The sequence below is a fragment of the Xenophilus azovorans DSM 13620 genome (assembly GCF_000745855.1).
GTDB classification, from domain to species: Bacteria; Pseudomonadota; Gammaproteobacteria; order Burkholderiales; family Burkholderiaceae_C; genus Xenophilus; species Xenophilus azovorans.
In genome coordinates this window covers 16,851-40,164 of the sequence record NZ_KN050768.1, presented here as the reverse complement: position 1 = coordinate 40,164, position 23,314 = coordinate 16,851, and the positions used below count along the sequence as shown (strand labels likewise).

Below are 23,314 nucleotides of genomic sequence, written 5' to 3'. Positions count from 1 at the left end.
CATGCTCGCCGACCCGCCCGTCACTGCCCCCGGTGCACTGGGGCCATCGGCGGCGGTGCAGCCGCAGCCGGTGGCGGTGCCCGAGGAGGCGGTGCGCGGGCGGCTGCTGCGGCAGCTCTTCGTGATGGGACGCCGCACGCAGTTCGCGGCCTTCGTGGCGGCGGTGTTCACCTGGGTCATGTTCTGGGCCCTCACGCGCAGCCCGATGGTCTTCGTGTGGGCGGCGGCGGTGCATGCGGCGCAGGCGCTGCGCTGGTGGCACATGCGCCGCAACGAGCAGCTCTACCCGGCCGACCGCTTCCCGACCGAACAGCCCCGGGGCGCCTGGCGCTATGTCTTCCCGCTGGCGGCCGCCGCCGTCGCGTGGGGCCTGGCGCCCTGGCTCATGCTGCCGGCGGGCGGCCCCGGCGCGCAGCCGGGCGCCCAGGCGCTGATGGCCGTGATGATCTTCGGCATGCTGGCCGCCTCGCTGCCGGGCGTCGCGCCCTGGCGTTCGGCGGTGGGCGCATGGCTGTTTCCGGTGGGGCTGGGCCTGGCCTCGCGCTTCGCGTGGGACGGCGGCGTGCTCGGCTGGGCGCTGGCCGCCGCGGCGGTGATGTTCACCGTCGTCACGGCGCGCTTCGGCTTCACCCAGCATGCGCTGCTGCGCCAGGGTCTGCACGCCCAGCTGGAGCGGGAGGCGCTGAGCGAGCAGCTGATGCGCCAGTCGCTCGACCTGGAGCGGCTGCACCGCGAGCGCAGCCGCTTCTTCGCCTCGGCCAGCCACGACCTGCGCCAGCCGATCCACGCGCTGGCGCTGTTCTCGCGTTCGCTGCAGCGCGACCTGCAGGGCCATCCATCGCTGCCGGTGGCCGACCGGGTGGTGGAGGCCACCGACGCCGTCAGCGGCCTGCTCAACGCGATGCTCGACATCTCGAAGATCGAGGCCGGCGCGGTGCAGCCGGTGTTCGCGCCGGTGGCGATCGAGCAGGTCTTCCTGCGGCTGGCGCAGATCCACGGCGAGCGCGCCGAGGCGGCGGGGCTGGCGCTGCGCTTCCACCCGCTGCCGGAGGTGGTGGCGACCGACGCGGACCTGGTGTTCCGCGTGCTGTCCAACCTCGTCGACAACGCGCTCAAGTACACGCAGCGCGGCGGCGTGCTGGTCAGCGCGCGGGTGCGCGGCGACCGGCTGCGCCTGGCGGTGTGGGATACCGGCCGCGGCGTGCGGGCCGAACACCTGCCGCTGCTGTTCGACGAGTTCTACCAGGTGGACAACGCGCACCGCGACATCAGCAACGGCCTGGGCATCGGGCTGTCGATCGTCAAGCGGCTGGCGGCGCTGCTGCAGGCGCAGGTGGGGCTGCGCTCGGTGCCCGGGCGGGGCAGCGTGTTCTGGCTCGATCTGCCGCGCCATGCGGTGGTGCCGCCTTCTGCCGCGCCGGCCGACGCGCAGGCGCCCGCGTCCGCGGCGGCGGGCGCGGTGCGTCCGCGGGTGCTGGTGCTGGACGACGAGCGCGCCGTCGGCGAGGCCATGCGCATCTGGCTGGCGCCGCACTGCGAGCGGGTGGACGTGGCGCAGACCGTGGCGCAGGCCAGCGAGGCGCTGGCGGCGCGGTGGACGTGCTGATCGTGGACTTCCGCCTGGCCGACGAGCTCAACGGCATCCAGGCCGCGGCGCTGCTGCGCGAGCAGGCGGGCCGGGCGCTGCCGGCCATCCTGGTCACCGGCGACACGGCGCCGGCGCGCGTGCGCGCCGCCTACGAGAGCGGGCTGGTGGTGCTGTTCAAGCCGGTGCAGCCGGAACACCTGCTGGACACCGTGCGCGACCTGGTCGGCGCGGCGCCGGAGGCGTAGCCGCTACTTCCAGGGCGTGGGCTCCGGCACCGCGCACACGGGCTCGACGTCGACGCTCCTGAAGTCGGCCGGCGAGACGATCTCCAGGTACTCCATGTCCGGCGAGTAGTCGAACAGGTAGTGGCGGATGCCGGGGCGCTGGTGCACCACGTCGCCCGCCTCGACCAGCGTCTCCCGGTCCTCGTACATGAAGCGGGCCCAGCCCTTGACCATGATGACGATCTGGAAGTCCGCCTCATGGCGGTGCCAGCCGGTGCCCTCCTCGGGTGCCATGTTGGCCTTGACCAGGTGCGCGATCACCTTGCCGTGGGTCGCCTCGGCCACGCCGAGGTCGCGGTAGAGGAAGAAGTCGCGCAAGCCGCCGCTCTTGTATTCGGTGTCGCCGGGCTTCACATGGGAGAACTTCGTCGCGGCACGGTCCAGCATGGGGCACTCCTTTCGTGGGAAGAGGGATGCTGCGCGGCCGCATGCACGAAGCATTCCCGGCCCGGCGGGCCGGCGCGGCTCAGGCGACGACGCTGCTGATCTGCATCACCGGCCGGATGTCGGTGTAGTTCTTCACGTCGCCGTTGATCTCCTTCGCATGCGGGCCGAAGGCGGCCTGGAAGGCTTCCACCGAGTCGCACAGCACGTGGCACATCGCCTCGTACAGCGGCTTGGAGCCCGGCGTGGGGCCGGCCAGGCCGCGGTCGACCTGGACGCTGCGGCAGGCGTCGCCCAGGCGCGCCTTGAACATCGGCATGTGCTGGTCGCGGTAGTAGTCGTGGTCGAAGCGGGCGCCTTCGGTGAAGGGGTACATGACGCTGACACGGATCACGGGGGTCTCCTTTTCGTTGGGGTGAGGGGAAATCGTCTCATAGGACTGGTGTCGATCTGCCTGAGCCGTTCGGGCTGAGCTCGGCCTGTCCTGAGCTTGTCGAAGGATCGAAGCCTCGCGCGGCGCTTCGACAAGCTCGGCGTGAACGGTCGATGGTTGACCGCGATCCGGCATCAACCGCGGCGTGCTGCGATCAAAGGCTTGACGTCCGGTGATTGCACACGCGGCCGATCGGCCTCGACCTGCGCCAGCGGCGACACCTCGCGCATGCTGGCCAGGCAGCGGCGCGTGAGGTCCTGGTAGGTGTGGGTGCCCTCCAGCTTCCAGGCGATCTCCTCGTCGCCCAGCGGGCGCTTCACCTTCGCCGGCACGCCGGCCACCAGCGTGGCGGGCGGCACCTGCATGCCGGCGGGCACGAAGGCGCAGGCGGCGACGATGGCGCGCTCGCCGATCACCGCCTCGTCCATCACCACCGCGTTCATGCCCACCAGCGCGTCGCGGCCGACCACGCAGCTGTGCAGCACCGCGCCGTGGCCGATGTGGCCGTTCTCGCGCACCACCGTGTCCTGCGCCGGGAAGCCGTGCACCACGCAGGTGTCCTGCGCGTTCGAGCCGGCCTCCAGCACGATGCGGCCGAAGTCGCCGCGCAGGCAGGCGGCCGGGCCGACATAGCAGCCGGGGCCGACGATCACGTCGCCGATCAGCACGGCGGTGGGGTGCACATAGGCGCTCGGGTCCACCACGGGGACCACGCCTTCGATGGCGTAGCAGGGCATGGGTTCTTGTCTCCTGATGGCTTCGGGTTTTCACGGGGAGCGTGCGACTTGCGTCAACGCCGGCGGCAATTCTATGATCTGCCGACCGGTCGGTCGAAAGTATTTTTCGAGCCCGGCCGACGACCCCACATCCCCGGAGACGCCCCATGTCCGACGCCCTGGTGCAGGAAAGCACGAACGGCCCCGTGCGCACCCTGACGCTGAACCGCCCCGCGGCGCTCAACAGCTTCACGCAGGAGATGCACGCCCAGTTGATGGCCGCGCTGGACGCCGCCGCGGGCGACGCCGCCGTGCGCGCCGTGGTGCTGACCGGCGCCGGCCGGGCCTTCTGCGCCGGGCAGGACCTGGCCGATCCCGCCGTCGCGCCCGAGCCGGGCGCTGCGCCCAAGGACCTGGGCGAGGTGATCTCGCGCTTCTACAAGCCGCTGGTGCTGCGCCTGAAAAGCATGCCGGTGCCGGTGGTGGCGGCCGTCAACGGCGTGGCCGCCGGTGCCGGCGCCAACCTGGCCCTGTGCTGCGATGTCGTGCTGGCCGCGCGCTCGGCCAGCTTCATCCAGGCCTTCGCCAAGATCGGGCTGGTGCCTGACACCGCAGGCACCTGGCTGCTGCCGCGCCTGGTGGGCCGTGCGCGGGCGCTGGGCCTGGCGATGCTGGGCGACAAGCTGGCTGCGGAGGAGGCCGAGCGCATCGGCCTGGTCTGGCGCTGCGTGGACGACGCGGCGCTGGCCGACGAGGCCGCGGCGCTGGCGGGCAGGCTCGCGGCCATGCCGTCCAGGGCGCTCGCCGCCACGCGCGCGGCGCTCGACGGCGCCCAGTCGCTCACGCTGGAGCAGGCCCTGGACGAAGAGGCGCGCCTGCAGAGCGACCTGGGCCGCGCCCACGACTACCAGGAAGGCGTCGCCGCCTTCGGCGCGCGCCGTGCCCCGCAGTTCACCGACCGCTGAACGATGACCGACAGCACCACACCGCAGCAGATCGCCGAGCACGTGCGGCGCGGCATGTTCGCCAACGACCGCGCGCTCAAGGCGCTGGGCATGGAGGTGACGGAGATCGCCCCCGGCCGCGCCGCCGTGACCATGACCGTGCGCGAGGACATGCTCAACGGCCACGACATCTGCCACGGCGGCCTGATCGCCACGCTGGCCGATTCCGCCTTCGCCTATGCCTGCAATTCCTACGACGAGCTGACCGTGGCTTCGGGCTTCGGCGTCGACTTCGTCGCGCCCGGCCGCCTGGGCGACGTGCTCACCGCCCGCTGCGCCGAGGTGTCGAGGGCCGGGCGCACCGGCGTGTACGACGTGGAAGTGAGCAACCAGCGCGGCGAGCGCATCGCGGTGTTCCGCGGCCGTTCCTACACCGCCAAGGGCCGGCCGGCCGTACCGCGCTGAGCCGAGAAGACCAAGGAGACACCTGATGCCCGTCAAGCAGCCCGCCCCCGGCGACCTGGAACCCATCGAGACCGCCAGCCGCGACGAGATCGCCGCGCTGCAGCTGGAGCGCCTGCGCGCTACGCTGGCGCATGCCTACGAGAACGTGCCGCACTACCGCCGCGCCTTCGACGCGAAGGGCGTGCACCCGTCGGATCTCAAGCAGCTGTCCGACCTCTCGAAGTTCCCCTTCACCGTCAAGCACGACCTGCGCGACAACTACCCCTTCGGCATGCTGGCCGTGCCGCGCGAGCAACTGGCGCGGGTACACGCTTCGTCCGGCACCACCGGCAAGCCGACGGTGGTGGGCTACACGCTGGGCGACATCGACCGCTGGGCCGACCTGGTGGCGCGTTCCATCCGCGCCGCCGGCGGGCGGGCCGGCGACCTGGTGCACGTGTCCTACGGCTACGGCCTGTTCACCGGCGGGCTGGGCGCCCACTACGGCGCCGAGCGGCTGGGCTGCACCGTCATCCCCATGTCGGGCGGGCAGACCGAGAAGCAGGTGCAGCTCATCCGCGACCTGCAGCCCTCGATCATCATGGTCACCCCCAGCTACATGCAGGTGATCGTCGAGGAGTTCGCGCGCCAGGGCGTGGATGCGCGCGAGTCGTCGCTCAAGGTCGGCATCTTCGGCGCCGAGCCGTGGACCGAGGCGATGCGCCGCGAGATCGAGGCCAAGGCCGGCATCGACGCGGTGGACATCTACGGCCTGTCGGAGGTGATGGGCCCCGGCGTGGCGAGCGAGTGCATCGAGTCGAAGGACGGCCCGGTGATCTGGGAAGACCACTTCTACCCGGAGATCATCGACCCGGAGACCGGCGAGGTGCTGCCCGACGGCGAGGAGGGCGAGCTGGTCTTCACCACGCTCACCAAGGAGGCGCTGCCCATCGTGCGCTACCGCACGCGCGACCTCACGCGTTTGCTGCCGCCCACCTCGCGCGCCTTCCGCCGCATGGGCAAGATCGTCGGCCGCAGCGACGACATGCTCATCATCCGCGGCGTGAACCTGTTCCCCACGCAGGTGGAGGAGATCGTGCTGCAGCACCCGCAGCTCTCGGGCCAGTACCAGCTCGTGGTGCGCCGCCAGGGCCACCTGGACGAGGTGGAGGTGCGCTGCGAGCTGCAGCCCGATGCCGCCGCCGGCGCCCCGGTGCAGGAGATCGCCGCCTGGGTGCAGCACCGCATCAAGACGCTGATCGGCGTGAGCACGGTGGTGAGCGTGCTGCCGCCCGACGGCATCGAGCGCACGCTCACCGGCAAGGCCAGGCGCGTGTTCGACCAGCGTTCGCGCTGAACAGCCAAGGAGTTCCGTCATGTACACCCAAGCCATGGACACCGCCGGCAAGGACGCCGACGCCCGCAAGCCCGTCCGCTCCGCCGAGGAGGCGATGCTGGAGGCGCGCTTCGATGCGCGCATCGACGACGGCGCCTTCATCGAGGCCAAGGACTGGATGCCCGAGCACTACCGCAAGACGCTGGTGCGCCAGATCAGCCAGCACGCGCACTCGGAGATCGTCGGCATGCTGCCCGAGGGCAACTGGATCACCCGCGCGCCCACCCTCAAGCGCAAGGCCATCCTGCTGGCCAAGGTGCAGGACGAGGGCGGCCACGGCCTGTACCTGTACGCCGCGGCCGAGACGCTGGGCACCAGCCGCGACCAGATGCTGGAGGCGCTGCACACGGGCAAGGCCAAGTACAGCTCGATCTTCAACTATCCCACGCTCACCTGGGCCGACGTCGGCACCATCGGCTGGCTGGTGGACGGCGCGGCCATCATGAACCAGGTGCCGATCTGCCGCTGCTCCTACGCACCCTATGCGCGGGCCATGGTGCGCATCTGCCGCGAGGAGAGCTTCCACCAGCGCCAGGGCTTCGAGAGCCTGCTGGTGATGATGCAGCAGGGCACCGAGGCGCAGAAGGCGATGGTGCAGGATGCGGTCAACCGCTGGTGGTGGCCCTCGGTGATGATGTTCGGCCCGCCGGACGACCAGAGCCCCAACTCGGCGCAGTCCATGCGCTGGGGCATCAAGCGTGTCTCCAACGACGAGCTGCGGCAGAAGTTCGTCGACGCCGCGGTGGAGCAGGCCAAGGTGCTGGGCGTGACGCTGCCGGACCCGGACCTGAAATGGAACGAGGAGCGCCAGCATCACGACTACGGCCGCATCGACTGGGACGAGTTCTGGCGCGTGATCGGCGGCAACGGCCCTTGCAACCGCGAGCGGCTGGCCGCGCGCGTGAAGGCCTGGGAAGACGGCGCCTGGGTGCGAGAGGCGGCGCTGGCGCATGCCGCCAAGCACGAGCAGAAATTCAAGGAGGCTGCATGAACGACAACGTGAAACCCGAAGGCGCCGAGTGGCCGCTGTGGGAGGTGTTCGTGCGGACCAAGGCCGGCCTGGACCACAAGCACTGCGGCAGCCTGCACGCCGCCGACGCGAAGATGGCGATCCAGATGGCGCGCGACGTCTACACCCGGCGCCAGGAAGGCACCAGCGTGTGGGTGGTGCGCGCCGACCAGATCGTGGCCAGCGACCCGGGCGACAAGGACATGTACTTCGACCCGATGGAGGACAAGGTGTACCGCCACCCGACCTTCTACAAGCTGCCGGGTTCGGTGGACCACATGTGAGGGCAGCGTGATGCAGCCATCCATCGACATCGCGCCCGACGCGGCCACGCAGTACCTGCTGCGCATCGGCGACACCGCGCTCATCCTCGGCCAGCGCCTGGGCGAGTGGACCGGCCACGCGCCGGTGCTGGAGGAGGACATCGCGCTGGCCAACATGGCGCTGGACCTGATCGGCCAGGCGCGCGCCGTGTTCTTGCATGCCGGCGCGGTGGAAGGCCGCGGCCATGACGAGGACCAGCTCGCCTTCCTGCGCGAGGAGCGCGACTACCGCAACCCGACGCTGGTGGAGCTGCCGCGCGGCGACTTCGCCTTCACGGTGCTGCGCAACGCGATGGCCGCCACCTTCCTGCGCCTGCTGTGGACGCGGCTCCAGGCGTCGGGCGACGAGGAGCTGGCCGCCATCGCCGCCAAGGCCGTCAAGGAGGCGCGCTACCACCAGCAGCATGCCGCCGACTGGGTGGTGCGCCTGGGCGACGGCACCGAGGAATCGCGCCGCCGCATGCTGGCCGCGCTGGAGACGCTGTGGCCCTACGCCGCCGAGCTGTTCGCCGACGACGCGGTGGACGAGGCGGCGGCCGCGAGCGGCCTGGGCCCGCGCTGGAGCGAATTGAAGAGCGACTGGCAGGCGCAGATGGTCGAGGTGCTGGGCGAGGCCGGCCTGGCCGTGCCGGCGGAGACGCCCTTCCTCAGCACCGGCAAGCGCGGCGTGCACAGCGAGCACATGGGCTTCATCCTGGCCGAGATGCAGCACCTGCAGCGCGCCTACCCCGGAGGCGTGTGGTGAACGCGCTGGCCGTCGCCGCATCGCCGCGTGTCGAGCGCGCGTGGGACGTGCTGGCCGGCGTGCCGGACCCGGAAGTGCCCGCGCTGTCGGTGTGCGACCTCGGCATCGTGCGCGAGGTGCGCGAGGAGGGCGACGCGCTGGAGGTGGTGCTGACGCCGACCTATTCCGGCTGCCCCGCCACCGAAGTCATCGAACGGAGCGTGCTCGACGCCCTGGCCGCCGCCGGCCTCGGCCCCGCGCGCGCCACGCTGCGCCGCGCCCCGGCCTGGACCACCGACTGGATCAGCGCCGAAGGCCGCCGCAAGCTGCGCGAGTACGGCATCGCGCCGCCGGGTGCCGCCGCGGCGGGCGAGGGCGTCCCCATCCGGATCGTGAGCCGCCGCGCCGCGCCGCCGGTGCCCTGCCCGCGCTGCGGCAGCGAGCGCACCGAGCGCCTCTCGGCCTTCGGCTCCACCGCCTGCAAGGCGCTGTACCGCTGCATCGCCTGCCGCGAGCCCTTCGAGCATTTCAAGCCGATATGAGCACCTTGTTCCATTCCCTCAAGGTCAAGGCCATCGAGCCGGACACCCAGGAAGCCGTCGTCGTCAGCTTCGAGGTACCGCCCGACCTGCGCGAGACCTTCGGCTTCACCCAGGGCCAGTACCTCACGCCGCGCAAGCAGATCGAGGGGCAGGACCTGCGCCGCTCCTACTCCATCTGCGCCGGCGTCGACGACGGCGTGCTGCGCGTGGGCGTGCGCAAGGTGCGCGGCGGCGTGTTCTCCAACTGGATCAACGAACAGCTCCAGCCCGGCGACGAGATCAGCGCGATGGCGCCGCAGGGCCGCTTCTTCGTGCCGCTGGCGCCGGAAGAACACCGCCACCACCTCGGCATCGCCGGCGGCAGCGGCATCACGCCGATCCTCTCGATCATGAAGACCGTGCTGGCGCGCGAGCCGGGCAGCCGCTTCACGCTGATCTACGGCAACCGCCACCTGCGCTCCACCATGTTCAAGGAGGAGCTGGAGGACCTGAAGAACCGCTACCTCACGCGGCTGGTGCTGCACCACGTCTTCTCCGACGAGCACACCGACGCGCCGATCAACATGGGCGTGCTCGACCGCGAGAAGATCGGCGACTTTTTGTCCACCCTGGTGCCGGCCTGGACCATCGACCATGCCTACATCTGCGGCCCCTTCCAGATGAACGACGAGGCCGAGGCGGCGCTGCGCGCGGCCGGCGTGCCCGAGTCGGCCATCCACATCGAGCGCTTCGGCATCGCGCAGGCCGCGCCCGGCGCGCCCGCCGGCATCGGCGCCGTGATGCACGAGGCGCGGCCGGGCGACGCCGAGCGCGCCCGCATCGTCATCGTGCGCGACGGCCTCAGGCGCGAGATCGAGTTCCACCGCGATCAGCCCAGCATCCTCGACTGCGCCTCGGCCGCCGGGCTGGAGGTGCCGTACTCCTGCACCTCCGGCGTGTGCGGCACCTGCCGCTCCAAGGTGCTGGAGGGCGACGTGCGCATGGAGCGCAACTTCGCGCTCGACAAGGCCGAGGTGGCGGCCGGCTTCGTGCTCACCTGCCAGGCGCACCCGACCACCGAGCGGGTGGTCCTGTCCTTCGACGAACGGTGAAAGGAAGACGATGGCCAGAGGACGGGCAGCCGGCTACGACGACCAGCGCGACATGATCCTGGCGCAGGCGGGCCTGCTGTTCGCCCGGCGCGGCTACCCGGCCACGTCCATGAACCAGGTGGCGGAGGCCTGCGGCCTGTCGAAGGCCACGCTCTACCACTACTACAAGGACAAGTACACGCTGCTGGTCAACATCGCCGAGGCGCACGTCACGCGGCTGGCCGCGATCGTGGAGGAGGTGGCGGCCCGGCGCCTGCCGGCCGAGCAGCGCATGCGCGAGCTGATCCTGAGCCTGGTGCGCGAGTACGCCACCGCCCAGAGCGCGCACCGGGTGCTGACCGAGGACGTGAAGTTCCTCGAGCCCGACGACCGGCAGCGCGTGCTGGACCAGGAGCGCGCCGTGGTGCGCGGCTTCGCCCGCGCCGTCGTCGCCCTGCGGCCGGACCTGGAGGGCACCGTCATGGGCATGCCGCTCACGATGCTGCTGTTCGGCATGATCAACTGGATGTTCACCTGGATGAAGCCCGAGGGCCCGCTGGACTACGAGGACATGGCCCCGGTGGTGGCCGACCTGTTCCTGGGCGGGCTGCCGAAAGTGAGGGTTCCGCAGGAGGCGGAAACCGGCGTCTAGGTGTTTCAATCTATTGCGAAGAATTACTTAACTTATTAAATTAATTTCCATCCGCTTCCGACCACCAAGGAGACAACCCCAATGAAGTTCAAGATCAAGGCGCTGGCCGCCGTGGCCCTCGTGTGCGCAGCCGGCCTGTCGTGGGCCGACCTCACCGTCGGCGTCACGCTCTCGACCACCGGCCCGGCGGCCTCGCTGGGCATCCCGCAGAAGAACACCATCGCGCTGATGCCCAAGACCATCGGCGGCCAGAAGGTCAACTACGTGGTGCTCGACGACGCCAGCGACACCACCACCGCCGTCAACAACACCCGCAAGCTGATCACCGAGAGCAAGGCCGACGTGATCATCGGCTCCAGCGTCACGCCCAACTCGCTGGCGATGATCGACGTGGTGGCCGAGGGCAAGACGCCGATGATCACGCTGGCCGCCTCGGCGCGGATCATCTCGCCCATGGACGACAAGAAGAAGTGGGTCTTCAAGACGCCGCAGAACGACGACATGATGGCCCAGGCCATCGTCGACTACATGGCCGCCCACGGCGTCAAGTCGGTGGCCTTCATCGGCTTCTCCGACGCCTACGGCGAGGGCTGGCACGACGTGTTCTCCAAGGCCGCCGCGGCCAAGAACATCAAGCTGCTGGCCAACGAGCGCTACTCGCGCACCGACACCTCCGTCACCGGCCAGGCGCTGAAGATCATCTCGTCCAACCCGGACGCGGTGCTGGTCGCCGGCTCGGGCACGCCCGCGGCGCTGCCGCAGAAGACGCTGGTGGAGCGCGGCTACAAGGGCAAGATCTACCAGACGCACGGCGTGGCGAACAACGACTTCCTGCGCGTGGGCGGCAAGGACGTGGAGGGCACCATCCTGCCCTCGGGCCCGATGCTCGTGGCCGACCAGCTGCCCGACGCCAATCCGGTGAAGAAGTCCGCGCTGGCCTACGTGACGGCCTACGAGGCCGCCAACGGCAAGGGTTCCACCGCCACCTTCGGCGGCCACGCCTGGGACGCCGGGCTGGTGCTGCAGGCGGCCGTGCCCGAGGCGCTGAAGAAGGCGCAGCCGGGCACGCCCGAGTTCCGCGCCGCGCTGCGCGACGCGCTGGAAGGCGTCAAGGAAGTGGCCGGCGCGCACGGCGTGTTCAGCATGACGCCGACCGACCACCTGGGCCTGGACAACCGCGCCCGCGTGATGGTCACCATCCAGAACGGCGCCTGGAAATACATCTCGAACTGAGCGGCATGCTGCGGCGGCGGCCGTGCATCCGCGAGGGTGCCGGCCGCCTTCCTGTATCCGGCCGCGCTGCGGCCCCTTGAAAACGGACTGACATGGACCTTCAGATCGCCCTGCTGCTGGGGCAGGACGGCATCGTCAACGGCGCGATCTATGCGCTGATGGCACTGGCACTGGTGCTGGTGTTCTCGGTCACGCGCGTCATCTTCATCCCGCAGGGCGAACTGGTGGCCTTCGGCGCGCTGTCGATGGCGGCGCTGGGCGCCGGCAAGGTGCCGGGCACGCTGTGGCTGCTGCTGGTGCTGGCGGCGCTGGTGATCGTGGTCGAGCTGTGGCGCGCCAGGCGCGGCGCGATGGTGGAGTGGAAGTCCACGCTGGCCTGGGCCGTCGTCTTCCCGCTGCTCGCGGCGGCGGTCGTGCTGCTGGGCAAGCCGGCGTCGCTGTGGAGCCAGGCGCTGGCGACGCTGCTGGTGATCACGCCGCTCGGGCCGCTGCTGTACCGGCTGGCCTTCCGGCCGCTGGCGCATGCCAAGGTGCTGATCCTGCTGATCGTCTCGGTGGCGCTGCACGGCGTGTTGGTCGGGCTGGGGCTGCTGTTCTTCGGCGCCGAGGGCTCGCGCACGCCGGCCTTCTCCGACGCGCGGCTGGACCTCGGCGGCATCCCGGTGGCGGGCCAGTCGCTGGTGGTGGTCGGCGTGACGGTGCTGCTGGTGGTGCTGATGTTCGTCTTCTTCGAGCGCTCCATCGTCGGCAAGGCGCTGCGCGCGGTGGCGATGAACCGCGTCGGCGCACGGCTGATGGGCATCCCGACCGACCTCTCGGGCGACCTGAGCTTCGCGCTGGCGGCGCTGATCGGCGCGGTGGCGGGGCTGCTGGTGGCGCCCATCACCACCGTCTACTACGACACCGGCTTCCTGATCGGCCTGAAGGGCTTCGTCGCCGCCATCGTCGGCGGCCTCGCCAGCTACCCGGCGGCGCTGCTGGGCGCGCTGGTGGTGGGGCAACTGGAGTCCTTCTCCTCCTTCTGGGCCAGCGCCTTCAAGGAGGTGCTGGTGTTCACGCTCATCATCCCCGTGCTGTGGTGGCGCTCGCTGCACAGCCGGCACGTGGAGGATGAAGAATGACGCGGCGCCACCTGACGCTGGCGTTCATCGCGGCCCTCGCGGTGGCCTGGCCCTTCCTGCCCGACTTCACCACCACCGTCTTCAGCTACATCGCGCTGTACGCGATGGTGGCGGCCGGGCTGGTCATGCTCACCGGCGTCGGCGGCATGACCTCCTTCGGCCAGGCCTCCTTCGTCGCGCTCGGCGCTTACGCGACGGCCTGGGCCTGCACCTCGCCGACGGCCACCTCGGCGCTGGCCGCCTTGCCGCCGGCGCTGCTGCCCTGGCTGGGGCTGGCGCTCGGCCTGGCGATCACCTTCGCGCTGGCGTGGGGGCTGGGCGCCATCACCGTCAAGCTCTCGGGGCACTATCTGCCGCTGTGCACCATCGCCTGGGGGCTGGGCCTGTACTACCTGTTCGGCAACCTCGAGTTCCTCGGCGGGCAGACCGGCGTGCGCGGGCTGCCGGCGCTCGACGTGTTCGGCTTCTCGCTGGCCTCGCCGCGCGTGCTGGGGCCGGTGATCTGGGCGGTGCTGCTGCTGGCGCTGTGGGCGCTGCACAACCTGCTGGACTCGCGCGAGGGCCGCGCCATCCGCGCGCTGAAGTCGGGGCAGCTCATGGCCGAGTCGATGGGCGTGGACACGGCGCGCCATCGCGTCAAGGTGTTCGTGCTGGCGGCGCTGCTGGCGGCGCTGTCGGGCTGGCTGTACGCCCACATGCAGCGCTTCGTGAACCCCACGCCCTTCGGCCTGAACATCGGCATCGAGTACCTGTTCATGGCGGTGGTCGGCGGCGCCGGCCACCTGTGGGGCGCGGTGCTGGGCGCCACGCTCATCACGCTGCTCAAGGAGCAGCTCCAGGACTGGCTGCCGCACCTGCTGGGCGCCAGCGGCAACTTCGAGCAGATCGTCTTCGGCCTGCTGATGGTGCTGGTGCTGCAGCGCTTCGCGGAAGGGCTGTGGCCCACGCTGGCGCGCTGGAGCGCCCCCTTCCTGCGGCCCGGGCGCCGCCGCTCGCCGCGCGAGGCGCGCCCGCTGCCCACCCGTGCGCTGCCCGCGGCCGGCGAGCTGCTGCTGGAGGCCGCCGGCGTGACCAAGCGCTTCGGCGGCCTGGTCGCCAACAGCGACGTGAACATGACCCTGCGCGCCGGCGAGGTGCACGCGCTGATCGGCCCCAACGGCGCCGGCAAGAGCACCTTCTTCAACATGATCTCCGGCGTGGACGACCCCACCGAGGGCCAGGTGCGCCTGCTGGGCGAGCCGATGAACGGCCGGCCCTCGCGCGACTTCGCGGCGCGCGGCCTGGGCCGCACCTTCCAGCACGTGCGCCTGCTGGGCGAGCGCAGCGTGCTGGAGAACGTCGCCCTGGGCGCCCACCTGCGCGGCCGCAAGGGCTGGCTGGCCGCCATGCTGCGGCTGGACCGCGCGGAGGAGGCCGACCTGCTGGCCGAGGCGCGGCGCCAGATCGAGCGCTGCGGCCTGGGCGAGTTCGCCGACCGGCCGGCGGCGTCGCTGGCCCTGGGCCAGCAGCGCGTGGTCGAGATCGCGCGCGCCCTGGCCGGCCAGCCGGCGGCGCTGCTGCTGGACGAGCCGGCCGCCGGCCTGCGCCACCTGGAGAAGCAGGCGCTGGCGCGGCTGCTGTCGCAACTGCGCGCGGAAGGGCTGGGCATCCTGGTGGTGGAACACGACATGGAGTTCGTCATGAACCTGGCCGACCGCGTGACGGTGCTGGAATTCGGCTGCGTCATCGCCGAAGGCACGCCCGACGAGGTGCAGCGCAACCCGCGCGTGCTGGACGCCTACCTGGGTGGGGGCGACGACGTGGCGCCGGCCGCCGTGCCCGGGGTGGTGGTGGCGGGAGCGGTGGCATGAGCACGGGCGATACCCGGCGTCTGTTCGCGCTGGAGGACTTCCACGTGTCCTACGGCAGCGTGGAGGCGGTGCACGGCGTGGCCCTGCACATCGACGAGGGCGAGATCGTCACCGTGATCGGCCCCAACGGCGCCGGCAAGACCACGCTGCTGGGGGCTGCCATGGGCCTGCTGCCCTCGCGCGGCGCGCTCACCTTCGACGGCGAGCGCATCGCGCGTCCCAGCGTCGAGGCGATGGTGGCGCGCGGCGTCGCCCTGGTGCCCGAGCGGCGCGAGCTGTTCGGCGAGATGCCGGTGGAGGACAACCTGCTGCTCGGCGGCTTCTACCGCTGGCGCACCGGCCGGCGCGACCAGCGCGAGCGCATGGAGGAGGTGTTCGCCATCTTCCCGCGCCTGAAGGAGCGCCGGGCGCAGCTGGCGAGCACGCTGTCGGGCGGCGAGCGGCAGATGCTGGCCATCGGCCGCGCGCTGATGGCGCGCCCGCGCCTGCTGATGCTGGACGAGCCGTCCCTCGGCCTGGCGCCGCTGGTGGTGCGCGAGGTGCTGCAGGTGGTGGGCGCGCTGCGCTCGCACGGCGTGTCGGTGCTGCTGGTCGAGCAGAACGCCCGCGCCGCGCTGCAGGTGGCCGACCGCGGCTACGTGCTGGAGACCGGCAAGGTGGCGCTGGAGGGCGCCGCCGGCGACCTGCTGAGCGACCGCCGCATCATCGACACCTACCTGGGGCTGGGCAACAAGCATGCCGTGACGGCGGCGGGCTGAGCGCGGCGCCGCACCGTTCTGGGGATAATCCGCCGCCATGAGCGGCAACACCTTCGGCACCCTGTTCGCGGTCACCAATTTCGGCGAATCGCATGGCCCCGCGATCGGCTGCGTGATCGACGGCTGCCCGCCCGGGCTGCGCCTCGCCGAGGCCGACATCCAGCCCGACCTGGACCGCCGCCGCCCCGGCACCAGCCGCCACGTCACCCAGCGCAACGAGCCCGACGCGGTGCAGATCCTCAGCGGCGTGTACGAGGGCCGCACCACCGGCACGCCGATCGCGCTCTTGATCCAGAACACCGACCAGCGCAGCAAGGACTACGGCGCCATCGCGCAGCAGTTCCGCCCGGGCCATGCCGACTACACCTACTGGAAGAAGTACGGCATCCGCGACCCGCGCGGCGGCGGCCGCTCCTCGGCGCGGCTGACGGCGCCCATGGTGGCGGCCGGCGCGGTGGCCAAGAAGTGGCTGTTCGAGCAGTACGGCACCGTGTTTCGCGGCTGCATGGCGCAGATCGGCGAGCTGGAGATCCCCTTCGCCTCGTGGGACCACGTCGACCAGAACCCCTTCTTCGCGCCGATCGCCGACGTCGCGCCGCTGGAGGCGTACATGGACGCGCTGCGCAAGGCCGGCGACTCCTGCGGCGCGCGCATCCGCGTCACCGCCAGCCGGGTGCCGGTGGGCCTGGGCGAGCCGCTGTTCGACAAGCTCGACGCCGACATCGCCTACGCGATGATGGGCATCAACGCCGTCAAGGGCGTGGAGATCGGCGCCGGCTTCGCCAGCGTGGCGCAGCGCGGCACCCGGCACGGCGACAGCATCGGCCCCGGTGGGCGCTTCGAGAGCAACAACGCCGGCGGCGTGCTGGGCGGCATCAGCACCGGGCAGGACCTGGAGGTGAGCATCGCCATCAAGCCCACCAGCTCCATCATCAGCCCGCGCCGCTCGGTGGACATCCACGACCAGCCGGTCGAGGTCGTCACCAAGGGCCGCCACGACCCCTGCGTGGGCATCCGCGCCACGCCCATCGCCGAGGCGATGCTGGCGCTGGTGGTGATGGAGCACGCGCTGCGCCACCGCGCGCAGTGCGGCGACGTGGAGCGCGCGCGCCGGCGCGAGGCCGGCGGCACCGCGACGGAGCACGAGGGCCCGCAGTCCTCCTTCCTGTGAGCCCCGCGCCACCGGCCGCGGCGGCGAGCCGGCGTTCGCTGCTGGCCTTCGCGGGCCTGTCGGCCAGCTATTTCGCGCACATCGGCTTCTTCAACCCCTACCTGCCGCTGTGGCTGCAGAGCCTGGGGCTGCCGATCTTCACCATCAGCCTGCTGACCTCGGTGCAGTCCGTCACCCGGGTGTTCGCGCCCTATGCCTGGGGCGCGCTGTCCGACCGCACCGGCGAGCGCGTCAAGCTGCTGCGCTACAGCGCGGCCGTGGCGCTGGTCGGCTCGCTCGGCCTGTGGTGGCACGGCGGCGGCGCCTGGTGGGTGCTGGTGGTGCTGCTGGTGATGTTCACCCACACCAGCTCGATGATGTCGCTGACCGAGGCGGCGATGGCGCACCTGGTGGCGGGCGACTGGGGCCGCTACGGGCGCATCCGCCTGTGCGGCTCGGCGGGCTTCCTCGTCACCGTGCTGCTGGCGGGCGAGTGGTTCGAGCGCTTCGGCATGGGGCACTTCCCCGGCTGGGCGACGGGCTCGCTGGCGCTGGTGCTGCTGGCCACGCTGCGGCTGCCCGACACGCGCGAGCCGGTGGCCCAGGCCGCGCAGGCGCAGGCGCCGGTCGGGCCGGTGCTGCGACAGCCGGCGGTGCGCTGGTTCCTGGCCTCGCTGTTCTTCCACGTGATGGCGCACTTCAGCGTCTACGGCTTCCTGTCGCTGTACCTGGACTCGCTGGGCTACGGCAAGGGCGTGATCGGCTTCCTGTGGGCGCTGTCGGTGCTGGTGGAGATCGGCTGGTTCTGGCTGCAGGGGCGCCTGATGCGCCGCCTGAGCATGCCGCGCTGGCTGTTGCTGTGCGGCGCCGCGGGCGTGCTGCGCTTCGCGCTGACCGGCGGCCTGGGCCAGTGGTTCGCCGCGCTGGTGCTGGCGCAGTTGCTGCATGCGCTGTCGTTCGCGGCGCACCACACCACCTGCATCGCGCTGGTGTCGCAGCATTTCCCCGGCAGCCTGCGGGGCCGGGGCCAGGCGCTGTTCACCGTGATCGGCTATGGTTTCGGGGGCGTGATCGGCGTGCTGGCCGGCGGCGCCGCAGCCCAGCGCTTCGGCTTCGTGGCCATGTTCGGCGCCGCGGCGGTGCTGGCGCTGGCCGGCAGCCTGTGCGCCTGGCGCGTGCTGCGCTGCGAGTCCGGGGCGCCCGCCTGAGCCGACCCTTTCCCTCTGTCTTCGACGAAAGTCCCGACCGGATGTTCTCCATGCCTCCCGCCGTCCAGGCGCTGATCCTCACCAACGTCATCGTGTTCCTGGCCCAGGGCCTGTCGGAAGGGCTGACCGGCGCGCTGGCGCTGTGGCCCGTCGGCTCCGGCTTCTTCGCGCCCTGGCAGCTGGTGACCTACGCCTTCCTGCACGGCGGCTTCTCGCACCTGCTGTTCAACATGTTCGGCCTGTGGATGTTCGGCTCCGACCTGGAGCGGCTGTGGGGCTCGAAGCGCCTGCTGGTCTTCTACTTCGTCAGCGTGCTCGGCGCGGCGGCGGCGCAGCTCGTGGTGGCGGCGCTGGGCGACAGCACCTACCCGACGGTCGGCGCCTCGGGCGGCCTGTTCGGCATCCTGGTGGGCTTCGCCATGATGTTCCCCAAGCGCAAGATCGTGCCGCTGATCCCGCCCATCCCCATGCCGGCGCCGGTCTTCGTGGCGCTGTACGGCGCGCTGGAACTGATCTTCGGCGTGACCGGCAGCTTCGCCGGCGTGGCGCACTTCGCGCACCTGGGCGGGCTGGCCGCGGGCTGGCTGCTCATCCGCTACTGGCGCGGCCAGTCCCCCTTCGGACGAAGATAGGCCCACCCCCAGTCTCCGCGGACTTCGTTCCGCTCCGCCAACCCCCCGCAAGGGGGCACACCCGACGGCCGGGCCAAGCCCGTTCCGTGGGTGTCCCCGCATGGCCTGCTCCGCGGCCTCCTGAACGAGGCATGCGCATCGCGGGTTCGTGCGAGACATGACAAACTTGTCCTGTTTCAGGAGTTTTCCCATGCACTACACCCGCCTCGGCCGCACCGGCCTCACGGTTTCCCGCATCGCCCTGGGCATGATGACCTACGGCACGCCGAAGTGGCGGCCGTGGGTGCTGGAGGCGGGCCCCTCGCGCGAGGTGGTGCGCCACGCGGTGGAGCTGGGCATCAACTTCTTCGACACGGCCGACATGTACTCGGCCGGCGAGTCGGAGGTGCTGACGGGCCAGTTCGTGCGCGAGTTCTGCCGGCGCGAGGAGACGGTGATCGCCACCAAGGTCTATTACCCCGTCGCGCTCGACTTCAAGGGCGGCAACAGCGCCGCCGCCAAGCCGGACCGCCGGCCCAACGCCGATGGCCTCTCGCGCAAGCGCCTGTTCCACGCGGTGGACGACTCGCTGCGCCGGCTGGGCACCGACTACATCGACCTCTGGCAGATCCATCGCCTGGACCACGACACGCCGATCGAGGAGACGATGGAGGCGCTGCACGACATCGTGAAGAGCGGCAAGGTGCGCTACATCGGCGCCTCCAGCATGTTCGCCTGGCAGTTCGCCAAGGCGCAGCAGGTCGCCAGGGAGAACGGCTGGACGCGCTTCGTCTCGATGCAGAACCACTACAACCTGGTCTACCGCGAGGAAGAGCGCGAGATGATCCCGCTGTGCCACGACCAGGGCGTGGGCCTGATCCCCTGGAGCCCGCTGGCGCGCGGCTTCCTGGCGGGCAACCGCAAGGCCGACGACAAGGCCGCCGGCGCCACCAGCCGCGCGCAGACCGACGACATCGCCCAGAAGTACTACTACGCCGACAGCGACTTCGCCGTGGTGGAGGCGCTGACGCAACTGGCCGGCGAGCGCGGCCTGACCAACGCCACGCTGGCCTACGCCTGGCTGCTGCACAAGGGCATCGCCGGGCCGATCGTCGGCGCCAGCAAGACCTGGCAGCTCGACCAGGCCGTGGCGGCGCTGGACGTGGCGTTGTCGGCCGAAGAGATCGCGCGGCTGGAGGCGCCGTACCGTCCGCATGCGGTGACGGGGCACGTCTGATGCCCTGGCTCGCCGCCGCACCGGCCGCCCGGCGATGGGCCGCGGGCCTGGCCGCCCTGGCGCTGGCGGCCTGCGCGTCGCAGCCGCCGAAGGGGCCCCAGCAGCCGCAGACGCAGCCCACGCCGACGCCTGCGCCGCCGGCATCCCAGGCCGCGGCGCCCGCCGACGGCTTCGCCGCCTGGCTGGCCGCCTTCCGCACCGAGGCGCGCGCCGCCGGCATCGGCGAGGCGACGCTGGCGGCTGCGCTCGGCCCGGCGCAGTACCTGCCGCGCGTGGTCGAGCTGGACCGCGCGCAGCCCGAGTTCACCCGCGCCGTGTGGGACTACCTCGACACCGCCGTCAGCGACGCGCGCGTCGCCCGCGGGCAGGAGCAGCTGGCGCGCGTGCGCCCCGAGGCCGATGCCGCCGCCGCGCGCTACGGCGTGCCGGCCGAGGTGCTGGGCGCCGTCTGGGGCATGGAGAGCAACTACGGCGCCAACGTCGGCGACACGCCGACCGTCGACGCGCTGGCCACCCTGGCCTTCGACGGCCGCCGCGCCGACTGGGCGCGCAGGGAACTGCTGGCCGCGCTGCGCATCATCGACAACCGCGACATCGACCGCGCGCACATGATCGGCTCCTGGGCCGGCGCCATGGGGCAGACGCAGTTCATGCCCTCGACCTTCCTCGGCCACGCCGTCGACGCCGACGGCGACGGCCGGCGCGACATCTGGGGCAGCATGGCCGACGTGATGGCCTCCACCGCCAGCTTCCTGGCCCGCTCCGGCTGGCAGGCGGGCCAGCCCTGGGGCGTGGAAGTGCGCCTGCCGCCCGGCTTCGACGTGGCGCGCGCCGATGCCGGCGTGCGCCAGGACGCCGCCGCCTGGGCCGCCGAGGGCGTGCAGTCGGTATCCGGCGCCGCGCTGCCGCCGCTGCCCGATGCGCAGCTGCTGCTGCCGGCCGGTGCGCGCGGCCCGGCCTTCCTGGCCGGGCCCAACTTCCGCGCGCTGCTGCGCTACAACAACTCGACCAGCTACGCCCTGGGCGTCGGCCTGCTGGCCCAGCGGCTGGCGGGCGGCGCGGGCGTGCAGGCCGCCTGGCCGCGCGACCTGGTGCCGCTCACGCGCAGCCAGGTGCGCCTGCTCCAGCAGGCGCTGAAGGCGCGGGGCTTCGACCCTGGCGAGCCCGACGGCGTCGCCGGCTCGGCCACCCGCCGTGCGCTGCGCGACTGGCAGCGCAGCGCCGGCCTGCCGGCCGACGGCTTCCCGACCGCGGACCTGCTGCAGCGGCTGCAGCAGCCCTAGGACCCCGGGATTCAGGCCCGGCTGCGCGGCGCCTCCAGGTAGGCGCCGGATTCGTGCAGCTGGCGCTCCGCCTCGTCGATGCGGCGCACGGCGGCCTTGCCGGCGCGGCTGGCCAGCAGCTCCAGCAGGGTCTCGGCCAGCGTCATGCCGGCGGACACCGAGGGAAAGAACGAGGGGCTGTGGTTGGCGAACAGCAGCGTCTCGTGCGCCTGCAGCGACAGCGGCGAAGTGCTGCTGTCGGTCAGCGCGATCACGCGGCAGCCGGCCGCGCGCGCGGCCTGGGCCACCTGCAGCGCCTCGCGCGAGTAGGGCGCGAAGCTGGCCACCAGCAGCGCGTCGCCCCGGGCGAAGCTGCGCTGCTGCATCTCCAGCGCGCCGCCCAGGCCGTCCACCAGATGCACCGAGGGCCGGAACAGCCGGTACAGGTAGACGAAGGCGAAGGCGATCGGATAGCAGGCGCGAAAGCCCGCGGCATGCACGGCGGGCGCCTTCTCCAGCACCGCGCAGACCCGCTCCAGCGAAGGGGCGCAGTGCGCCTGCGTCTCCTCCAGGTTGCGGCGCTGCACCTCGAACATCTCGTCCGCCAGGCCCGCCTCGCGCGCGCGGCCGATGAGCTGCTGCGCCCGTTCTCCGTAGGCCCGCGGGCCCAGGCCCATCTCGGCGGCGAAGGCCGCCTTCAGCGGCGGCCAGCCGTCGAAGCCGAAGTGCTGCGCGAAGCGCACCAGCGTCGCCGGCGTGGCGTCGGCGTGCACGCCGATGCGGCGCATCGAGGTCGTCACCACCTCGGCCGGGTGGTCCAGCAGGTAGCGGGCGATCCGCTGCAGCGCGGGGCTCAGTTCGGGGAAGCGCTGGCGGATCTGTTCCTGGACGGAGGGCATGGCGGGAGGAGGGTGGCGGCAGAGTGGAACGAATGTACCGAAACGGTATGAGGTGTTCCACCATCAGGGCTATCGAGGGTTGACGGAACATTTGTTCCAAAACAGAATTTCTCAAAACATTAGTTCCGAATCCCCTCTCGCCATGAGCCACGTCTTCCACCGCCACCTGCGCCACACCCCGCCGCAGGCCGTGTCCGCCAGCGGGATGTTCATCCGCGACGCGCAGGGCCGGGCGTACCTCGACGCCTCGGGCGGCGCGGCCGTCTCCTCGCTCGGCCACGGGCACCCCGACGTGATCGCCGCCATGCACGCGCAGATCGACCGGCTGGCCTACGCCCACACCAGCTTCTTCACCACCGAGGTGGCGGAGCAGCTCGCCGACGAACTGGTGCGCACGGCGCCCGAGGGCACGAGCCATGCCTACCTGGTCAGCGGCGGCTCGGAGGCCGTGGAGGCGGCGCTGAAGATGGCGCGCCAGTACTTCGTGGAGACCGGCCAGCCGCAGCGCACCCACTTCATCGCGCGCCGCCAGAGCTACCACGGCAACACGCTGGGCGCGCTGGCCGTCGGCGGCAACGCCTGGCGGCGCGAGCCCTTCGCGCCCATCCTGGTGCCGGCCACGCACGTGTCGCCGTGCTATCCCTACCGCGAGCAGCGCGAGGGCGAGAACGCGCAGCAGTACGGCCAGCGGCTGGCCGACGAGCTGGAGCAGGCCATCCTGGCGCAGGGCGCCGATCGCGTGATCGCCTTCGTCGCCGAGACGGTGGGCGGCGCCACTGCCGGCGTGCTGACGCCGGTGCCGGGCTACTTCAAGGCGGTGCGCGAGGTCTGCGACCGCCACGGCGTGCTGCTGATCCTCGACGAGGTGATGTGCGGCATGGGCCGCACCGGCACGCTCTACGCCTGCGAGCAGGAGGGCGTGGCGCCCGACCTCGTCACCGTCGCCAAGGGGCTGGGCGGCGGCTACCAGCCGGTGGGCGCGGTGCTCGCCCAGCGCCGCATCGTGGAGGCCATGTCCAGCGGCAGCGGCTTCTTCCAGCACGGCCACACCTACCTCGGCCACCCGGTCGCCTGCGCGGCGGCGCTGGCGGTGCAGCGGGTCATCCACCGCGACGGCCTGCTGGCCCGGGTGCGCGAGCGCGGCGAGGTCTTCGGCCGCCTGCTGCGCGAGGCGCTGGGCGCGCACCCGCACGTGGGCGACATCCGCGGGCGCGGCTTCTTCTGGGGCGTCGAACTCGTGGCCGAGCGCGCCGGCAAGACGCCCTTCGACCCGGCGCGGCGGCTGCATGCGCGCGTCAAGCAGGCGGCGATGGCACAGGGCCTGCTGGTGTACCCGATGGGTGGCACCGTCGACGGGCGGCAGGGCGACCACGTGCTGCTCGCTCCGCCGTTCATCGCCAGCGAGGCCGACCTGGCACAGATCGCCCGGCTGCTGGCGACGGCGCTGGACGCGGCACTGGCCGCGTGAGCGTTTCC

Annotated in this window: 25 protein-coding genes; 21 read left to right on the top strand and 4 right to left on the bottom strand. The window is 71.7% G+C overall.

Going from position 1 to position 23,314, the window contains the following annotated elements; genetic code table 11:
• Position 1: 1 nt before the first annotated feature.
• On the top strand, positions 2 to 1,606 hold the full coding sequence (locus Q392_RS31585; protein WP_051954105.1) for a sensor histidine kinase: 1,605 nt from the start codon (positions 2 to 4) through the stop codon (positions 1,604 to 1,606).
• Positions 1,594 to 1,833: a response regulator gene (locus Q392_RS33585; RefSeq protein WP_051954104.1), complete on the top strand. Its 240-nt coding sequence runs from the start codon at positions 1,594 to 1,596 to the stop codon at positions 1,831 to 1,833. The genes Q392_RS31585 and Q392_RS33585 overlap by 13 nt, the downstream gene beginning before the upstream one ends.
• A 3-nt stretch (positions 1,834 to 1,836) precedes the next feature.
• Here Q392_RS33585 and Q392_RS30175 read toward each other — a convergent pair whose 3' ends face one another.
• The 3 genes from Q392_RS30175 to Q392_RS30165 all read right to left on the bottom strand — a co-directional run bounded on the left by Q392_RS30175 (position 1,837) and on the right by Q392_RS30165 (position 3,426).
• Positions 1,837 to 2,259: a cupin domain-containing protein gene (locus Q392_RS30175; protein WP_038218219.1), complete on the bottom strand. Its 423-nt coding sequence runs from the start codon at positions 2,257 to 2,259 to the stop codon at positions 1,837 to 1,839.
• A gap of 79 nt (positions 2,260 to 2,338) precedes the next feature.
• On the bottom strand, positions 2,339 to 2,650 hold the full coding sequence (locus Q392_RS30170; protein WP_038218214.1) for an EthD family reductase: 312 nt from the start codon (positions 2,648 to 2,650) through the stop codon (positions 2,339 to 2,341).
• 173 nt (positions 2,651 to 2,823) lie between these two features.
• The gene (locus Q392_RS30165) at positions 2,824 to 3,426 is read right to left on the bottom strand and encodes a phenylacetic acid degradation protein PaaY (RefSeq protein WP_038218209.1); all 603 of its coding nucleotides are present in this window, start codon (positions 3,424 to 3,426) and stop codon (positions 2,824 to 2,826) included.
• A 146-nt stretch (positions 3,427 to 3,572) separates the two neighbouring features.
• On the opposite strand from Q392_RS30165, the gene Q392_RS30160 reads away from it, so the two are divergent.
• The 18 genes from Q392_RS30160 to Q392_RS30075 all read left to right on the top strand — a co-directional run bounded on the left by Q392_RS30160 (position 3,573) and on the right by Q392_RS30075 (position 20,960).
• Positions 3,573 to 4,370, top strand: coding sequence for an enoyl-CoA hydratase-related protein (locus Q392_RS30160; RefSeq protein ID WP_038218208.1), 798 nt, complete (start codon positions 3,573 to 3,575; stop codon positions 4,368 to 4,370).
• A gap of 3 nt (positions 4,371 to 4,373) precedes the next feature.
• Complete coding sequence (gene paaI, locus Q392_RS30155) at positions 4,374 to 4,814, top strand: hydroxyphenylacetyl-CoA thioesterase PaaI (RefSeq protein ID WP_038218207.1); 441 nt, start codon at positions 4,374 to 4,376, stop codon at positions 4,812 to 4,814.
• A 25-nt stretch (positions 4,815 to 4,839) separates the two neighbouring features.
• Positions 4,840 to 6,150, top strand: coding sequence for a phenylacetate--CoA ligase PaaK (gene paaK, locus Q392_RS30150; protein ID WP_038218205.1), 1,311 nt, complete (start codon positions 4,840 to 4,842; stop codon positions 6,148 to 6,150).
• A gap of 19 nt (positions 6,151 to 6,169) precedes the next feature.
• Positions 6,170 to 7,180 (top strand): 1,2-phenylacetyl-CoA epoxidase subunit PaaA, encoded by a 1,011-nt coding sequence (gene paaA / locus Q392_RS30145; protein ID WP_038218202.1) that lies wholly within the window; start codon positions 6,170 to 6,172, stop codon positions 7,178 to 7,180.
• Positions 7,177 to 7,482, top strand: a complete 306-nt coding sequence (paaB, locus tag Q392_RS30140) for a 1,2-phenylacetyl-CoA epoxidase subunit PaaB (RefSeq protein WP_038218200.1) — start codon at positions 7,177 to 7,179, stop codon at positions 7,480 to 7,482. The genes paaA and paaB overlap by 4 nt, the downstream gene beginning before the upstream one ends.
• 10 nt (positions 7,483 to 7,492) lie before the next feature.
• On the top strand, positions 7,493 to 8,266 hold the full coding sequence (gene paaC, locus Q392_RS30135) for a 1,2-phenylacetyl-CoA epoxidase subunit PaaC (RefSeq protein WP_038218198.1): 774 nt from the start codon (positions 7,493 to 7,495) through the stop codon (positions 8,264 to 8,266).
• Complete coding sequence (gene paaD, locus Q392_RS30130; RefSeq protein ID WP_084217498.1) at positions 8,263 to 8,787, top strand: 1,2-phenylacetyl-CoA epoxidase subunit PaaD; 525 nt, start codon at positions 8,263 to 8,265, stop codon at positions 8,785 to 8,787. Before paaC ends, paaD begins: the two co-directional genes overlap by 4 nt.
• Complete coding sequence (gene paaE / locus Q392_RS30125) at positions 8,784 to 9,878, top strand: 1,2-phenylacetyl-CoA epoxidase subunit PaaE (protein WP_038218194.1); 1,095 nt, start codon at positions 8,784 to 8,786, stop codon at positions 9,876 to 9,878. The genes paaD and paaE overlap by 4 nt, the downstream gene beginning before the upstream one ends.
• Positions 9,879 to 9,888: 10 nt before the next feature.
• Positions 9,889 to 10,509, top strand: a complete 621-nt coding sequence (locus Q392_RS30120; RefSeq protein ID WP_038218192.1) for a TetR/AcrR family transcriptional regulator — start codon at positions 9,889 to 9,891, stop codon at positions 10,507 to 10,509.
• A gap of 81 nt (positions 10,510 to 10,590) precedes the next feature.
• A complete protein-coding gene (locus tag Q392_RS30115; protein ID WP_038218191.1) occupies positions 10,591 to 11,742 on the top strand; it encodes an ABC transporter substrate-binding protein in 1,152 nt (383 codons plus the stop codon).
• A 92-nt stretch (positions 11,743 to 11,834) separates the two neighbouring features.
• Positions 11,835 to 12,863 carry a branched-chain amino acid ABC transporter permease gene (locus Q392_RS30110; RefSeq protein ID WP_038218190.1) on the top strand — a complete coding sequence of 343 codons (1,029 nt, stop codon included), beginning with the start codon at positions 11,835 to 11,837 and terminating at the stop codon, positions 12,861 to 12,863.
• The gene (locus tag Q392_RS30105) at positions 12,860 to 14,713 is read left to right on the top strand and encodes a branched-chain amino acid ABC transporter ATP-binding protein/permease (protein WP_051954103.1); all 1,854 of its coding nucleotides are present in this window, start codon (positions 12,860 to 12,862) and stop codon (positions 14,711 to 14,713) included. Before Q392_RS30110 ends, Q392_RS30105 begins: the two co-directional genes overlap by 4 nt.
• On the top strand, positions 14,710 to 15,471 hold the full coding sequence (locus tag Q392_RS30100; RefSeq protein WP_038218189.1) for an ABC transporter ATP-binding protein: 762 nt from the start codon (positions 14,710 to 14,712) through the stop codon (positions 15,469 to 15,471). The genes Q392_RS30105 and Q392_RS30100 overlap by 4 nt, the downstream gene beginning before the upstream one ends.
• A gap of 37 nt (positions 15,472 to 15,508) precedes the next feature.
• Positions 15,509 to 16,642 (top strand): chorismate synthase, encoded by a 1,134-nt coding sequence (gene aroC, locus Q392_RS30095; protein ID WP_038218188.1) that lies wholly within the window; start codon positions 15,509 to 15,511, stop codon positions 16,640 to 16,642.
• On the top strand, positions 16,639 to 17,829 hold the full coding sequence (locus Q392_RS30090) for an MFS transporter (protein ID WP_038218187.1): 1,191 nt from the start codon (positions 16,639 to 16,641) through the stop codon (positions 17,827 to 17,829). The genes aroC and Q392_RS30090 overlap by 4 nt, the downstream gene beginning before the upstream one ends.
• A gap of 41 nt (positions 17,830 to 17,870) precedes the next feature.
• The gene (locus tag Q392_RS30085) at positions 17,871 to 18,461 is read left to right on the top strand and encodes a rhomboid family intramembrane serine protease (protein ID WP_038218185.1); all 591 of its coding nucleotides are present in this window, start codon (positions 17,871 to 17,873) and stop codon (positions 18,459 to 18,461) included.
• Positions 18,462 to 18,651: 190 nt separating this feature from the next.
• A complete protein-coding gene (locus Q392_RS30080) occupies positions 18,652 to 19,677 on the top strand; it encodes an aldo/keto reductase (protein ID WP_038218182.1) in 1,026 nt (341 codons plus the stop codon).
• Complete coding sequence (locus Q392_RS30075) at positions 19,677 to 20,960, top strand: lytic murein transglycosylase (protein WP_051954102.1); 1,284 nt, start codon at positions 19,677 to 19,679, stop codon at positions 20,958 to 20,960. The genes Q392_RS30080 and Q392_RS30075 overlap by 1 nt, the downstream gene beginning before the upstream one ends.
• An 11-nt stretch (positions 20,961 to 20,971) precedes the next feature.
• On the opposite strand, the gene Q392_RS30070 is transcribed toward Q392_RS30075, so the two are convergent.
• Positions 20,972 to 21,838: a MurR/RpiR family transcriptional regulator gene (locus Q392_RS30070; RefSeq protein WP_038218179.1), complete on the bottom strand. Its 867-nt coding sequence runs from the start codon at positions 21,836 to 21,838 to the stop codon at positions 20,972 to 20,974.
• 142 nt (positions 21,839 to 21,980) lie between these two features.
• Between Q392_RS30070 and Q392_RS30065 the strand changes: the two genes are divergently transcribed.
• Positions 21,981 to 23,306 (top strand): aspartate aminotransferase family protein, encoded by a 1,326-nt coding sequence (locus Q392_RS30065; RefSeq protein ID WP_038218171.1) that lies wholly within the window; start codon positions 21,981 to 21,983, stop codon positions 23,304 to 23,306.
• The last annotated feature ends 8 nt before the right edge of the window (positions 23,307 to 23,314 follow it).

What these genes read in the sequence shown, in the direction of transcription:
- paaB (WP_038218200.1), top strand. Translation starts at nt 7,177, where the DNA reads ATGAACGACAACGTGAAACCCGAAGGCGCCGAGTGGCCGCTGTGGGAG.
- Q392_RS30080 (WP_038218182.1), top strand. Translation starts at nt 18,652, where the DNA reads ATGCACTACACCCGCCTCGGCCGCACCGGCCTCACGGTTTCCCGCATC.
- paaC (WP_038218198.1), top strand. Translation starts at nt 7,493, where the DNA reads ATGCAGCCATCCATCGACATCGCGCCCGACGCGGCCACGCAGTACCTG.
- aroC (WP_038218188.1), top strand. Translation starts at nt 15,509, where the DNA reads ATGAGCGGCAACACCTTCGGCACCCTGTTCGCGGTCACCAATTTCGGC.
- Q392_RS30120 (WP_038218192.1), top strand. Translation starts at nt 9,889, where the DNA reads ATGGCCAGAGGACGGGCAGCCGGCTACGACGACCAGCGCGACATGATC.
- Q392_RS30085 (WP_038218185.1), top strand. Translation starts at nt 17,871, where the DNA reads ATGTTCTCCATGCCTCCCGCCGTCCAGGCGCTGATCCTCACCAACGTC.
- Q392_RS30160 (WP_038218208.1), top strand. Translation starts at nt 3,573, where the DNA reads ATGTCCGACGCCCTGGTGCAGGAAAGCACGAACGGCCCCGTGCGCACC.
- paaA (WP_038218202.1), top strand. Translation starts at nt 6,170, where the DNA reads ATGTACACCCAAGCCATGGACACCGCCGGCAAGGACGCCGACGCCCGC.
- Q392_RS30175 (WP_038218219.1), bottom strand. Translation starts at nt 2,259, where the DNA reads ATGCTGGACCGTGCCGCGACGAAGTTCTCCCATGTGAAGCCCGGCGAC.
- Q392_RS30075 (WP_051954102.1), top strand. Translation starts at nt 19,677, where the DNA reads ATGCCCTGGCTCGCCGCCGCACCGGCCGCCCGGCGATGGGCCGCGGGC.
- Q392_RS30065 (WP_038218171.1), top strand. Translation starts at nt 21,981, where the DNA reads ATGAGCCACGTCTTCCACCGCCACCTGCGCCACACCCCGCCGCAGGCC.
- Q392_RS30165 (WP_038218209.1), bottom strand. Translation starts at nt 3,426, where the DNA reads ATGCCCTGCTACGCCATCGAAGGCGTGGTCCCCGTGGTGGACCCGAGC.
- Q392_RS31585 (WP_051954105.1), top strand. Translation starts at nt 2, where the DNA reads ATGCTCGCCGACCCGCCCGTCACTGCCCCCGGTGCACTGGGGCCATCG.
- Q392_RS30070 (WP_038218179.1), bottom strand. Translation starts at nt 21,838, where the DNA reads ATGCCCTCCGTCCAGGAACAGATCCGCCAGCGCTTCCCCGAACTGAGC.
- paaE (WP_038218194.1), top strand. Translation starts at nt 8,784, where the DNA reads ATGAGCACCTTGTTCCATTCCCTCAAGGTCAAGGCCATCGAGCCGGAC.
- paaK (WP_038218205.1), top strand. Translation starts at nt 4,840, where the DNA reads ATGCCCGTCAAGCAGCCCGCCCCCGGCGACCTGGAACCCATCGAGACC.
- Q392_RS30110 (WP_038218190.1), top strand. Translation starts at nt 11,835, where the DNA reads ATGGACCTTCAGATCGCCCTGCTGCTGGGGCAGGACGGCATCGTCAAC.
- Q392_RS30115 (WP_038218191.1), top strand. Translation starts at nt 10,591, where the DNA reads ATGAAGTTCAAGATCAAGGCGCTGGCCGCCGTGGCCCTCGTGTGCGCA.
- Q392_RS30105 (WP_051954103.1), top strand. Translation starts at nt 12,860, where the DNA reads ATGACGCGGCGCCACCTGACGCTGGCGTTCATCGCGGCCCTCGCGGTG.
- paaI (WP_038218207.1), top strand. Translation starts at nt 4,374, where the DNA reads ATGACCGACAGCACCACACCGCAGCAGATCGCCGAGCACGTGCGGCGC.
- Q392_RS30100 (WP_038218189.1), top strand. Translation starts at nt 14,710, where the DNA reads ATGAGCACGGGCGATACCCGGCGTCTGTTCGCGCTGGAGGACTTCCAC.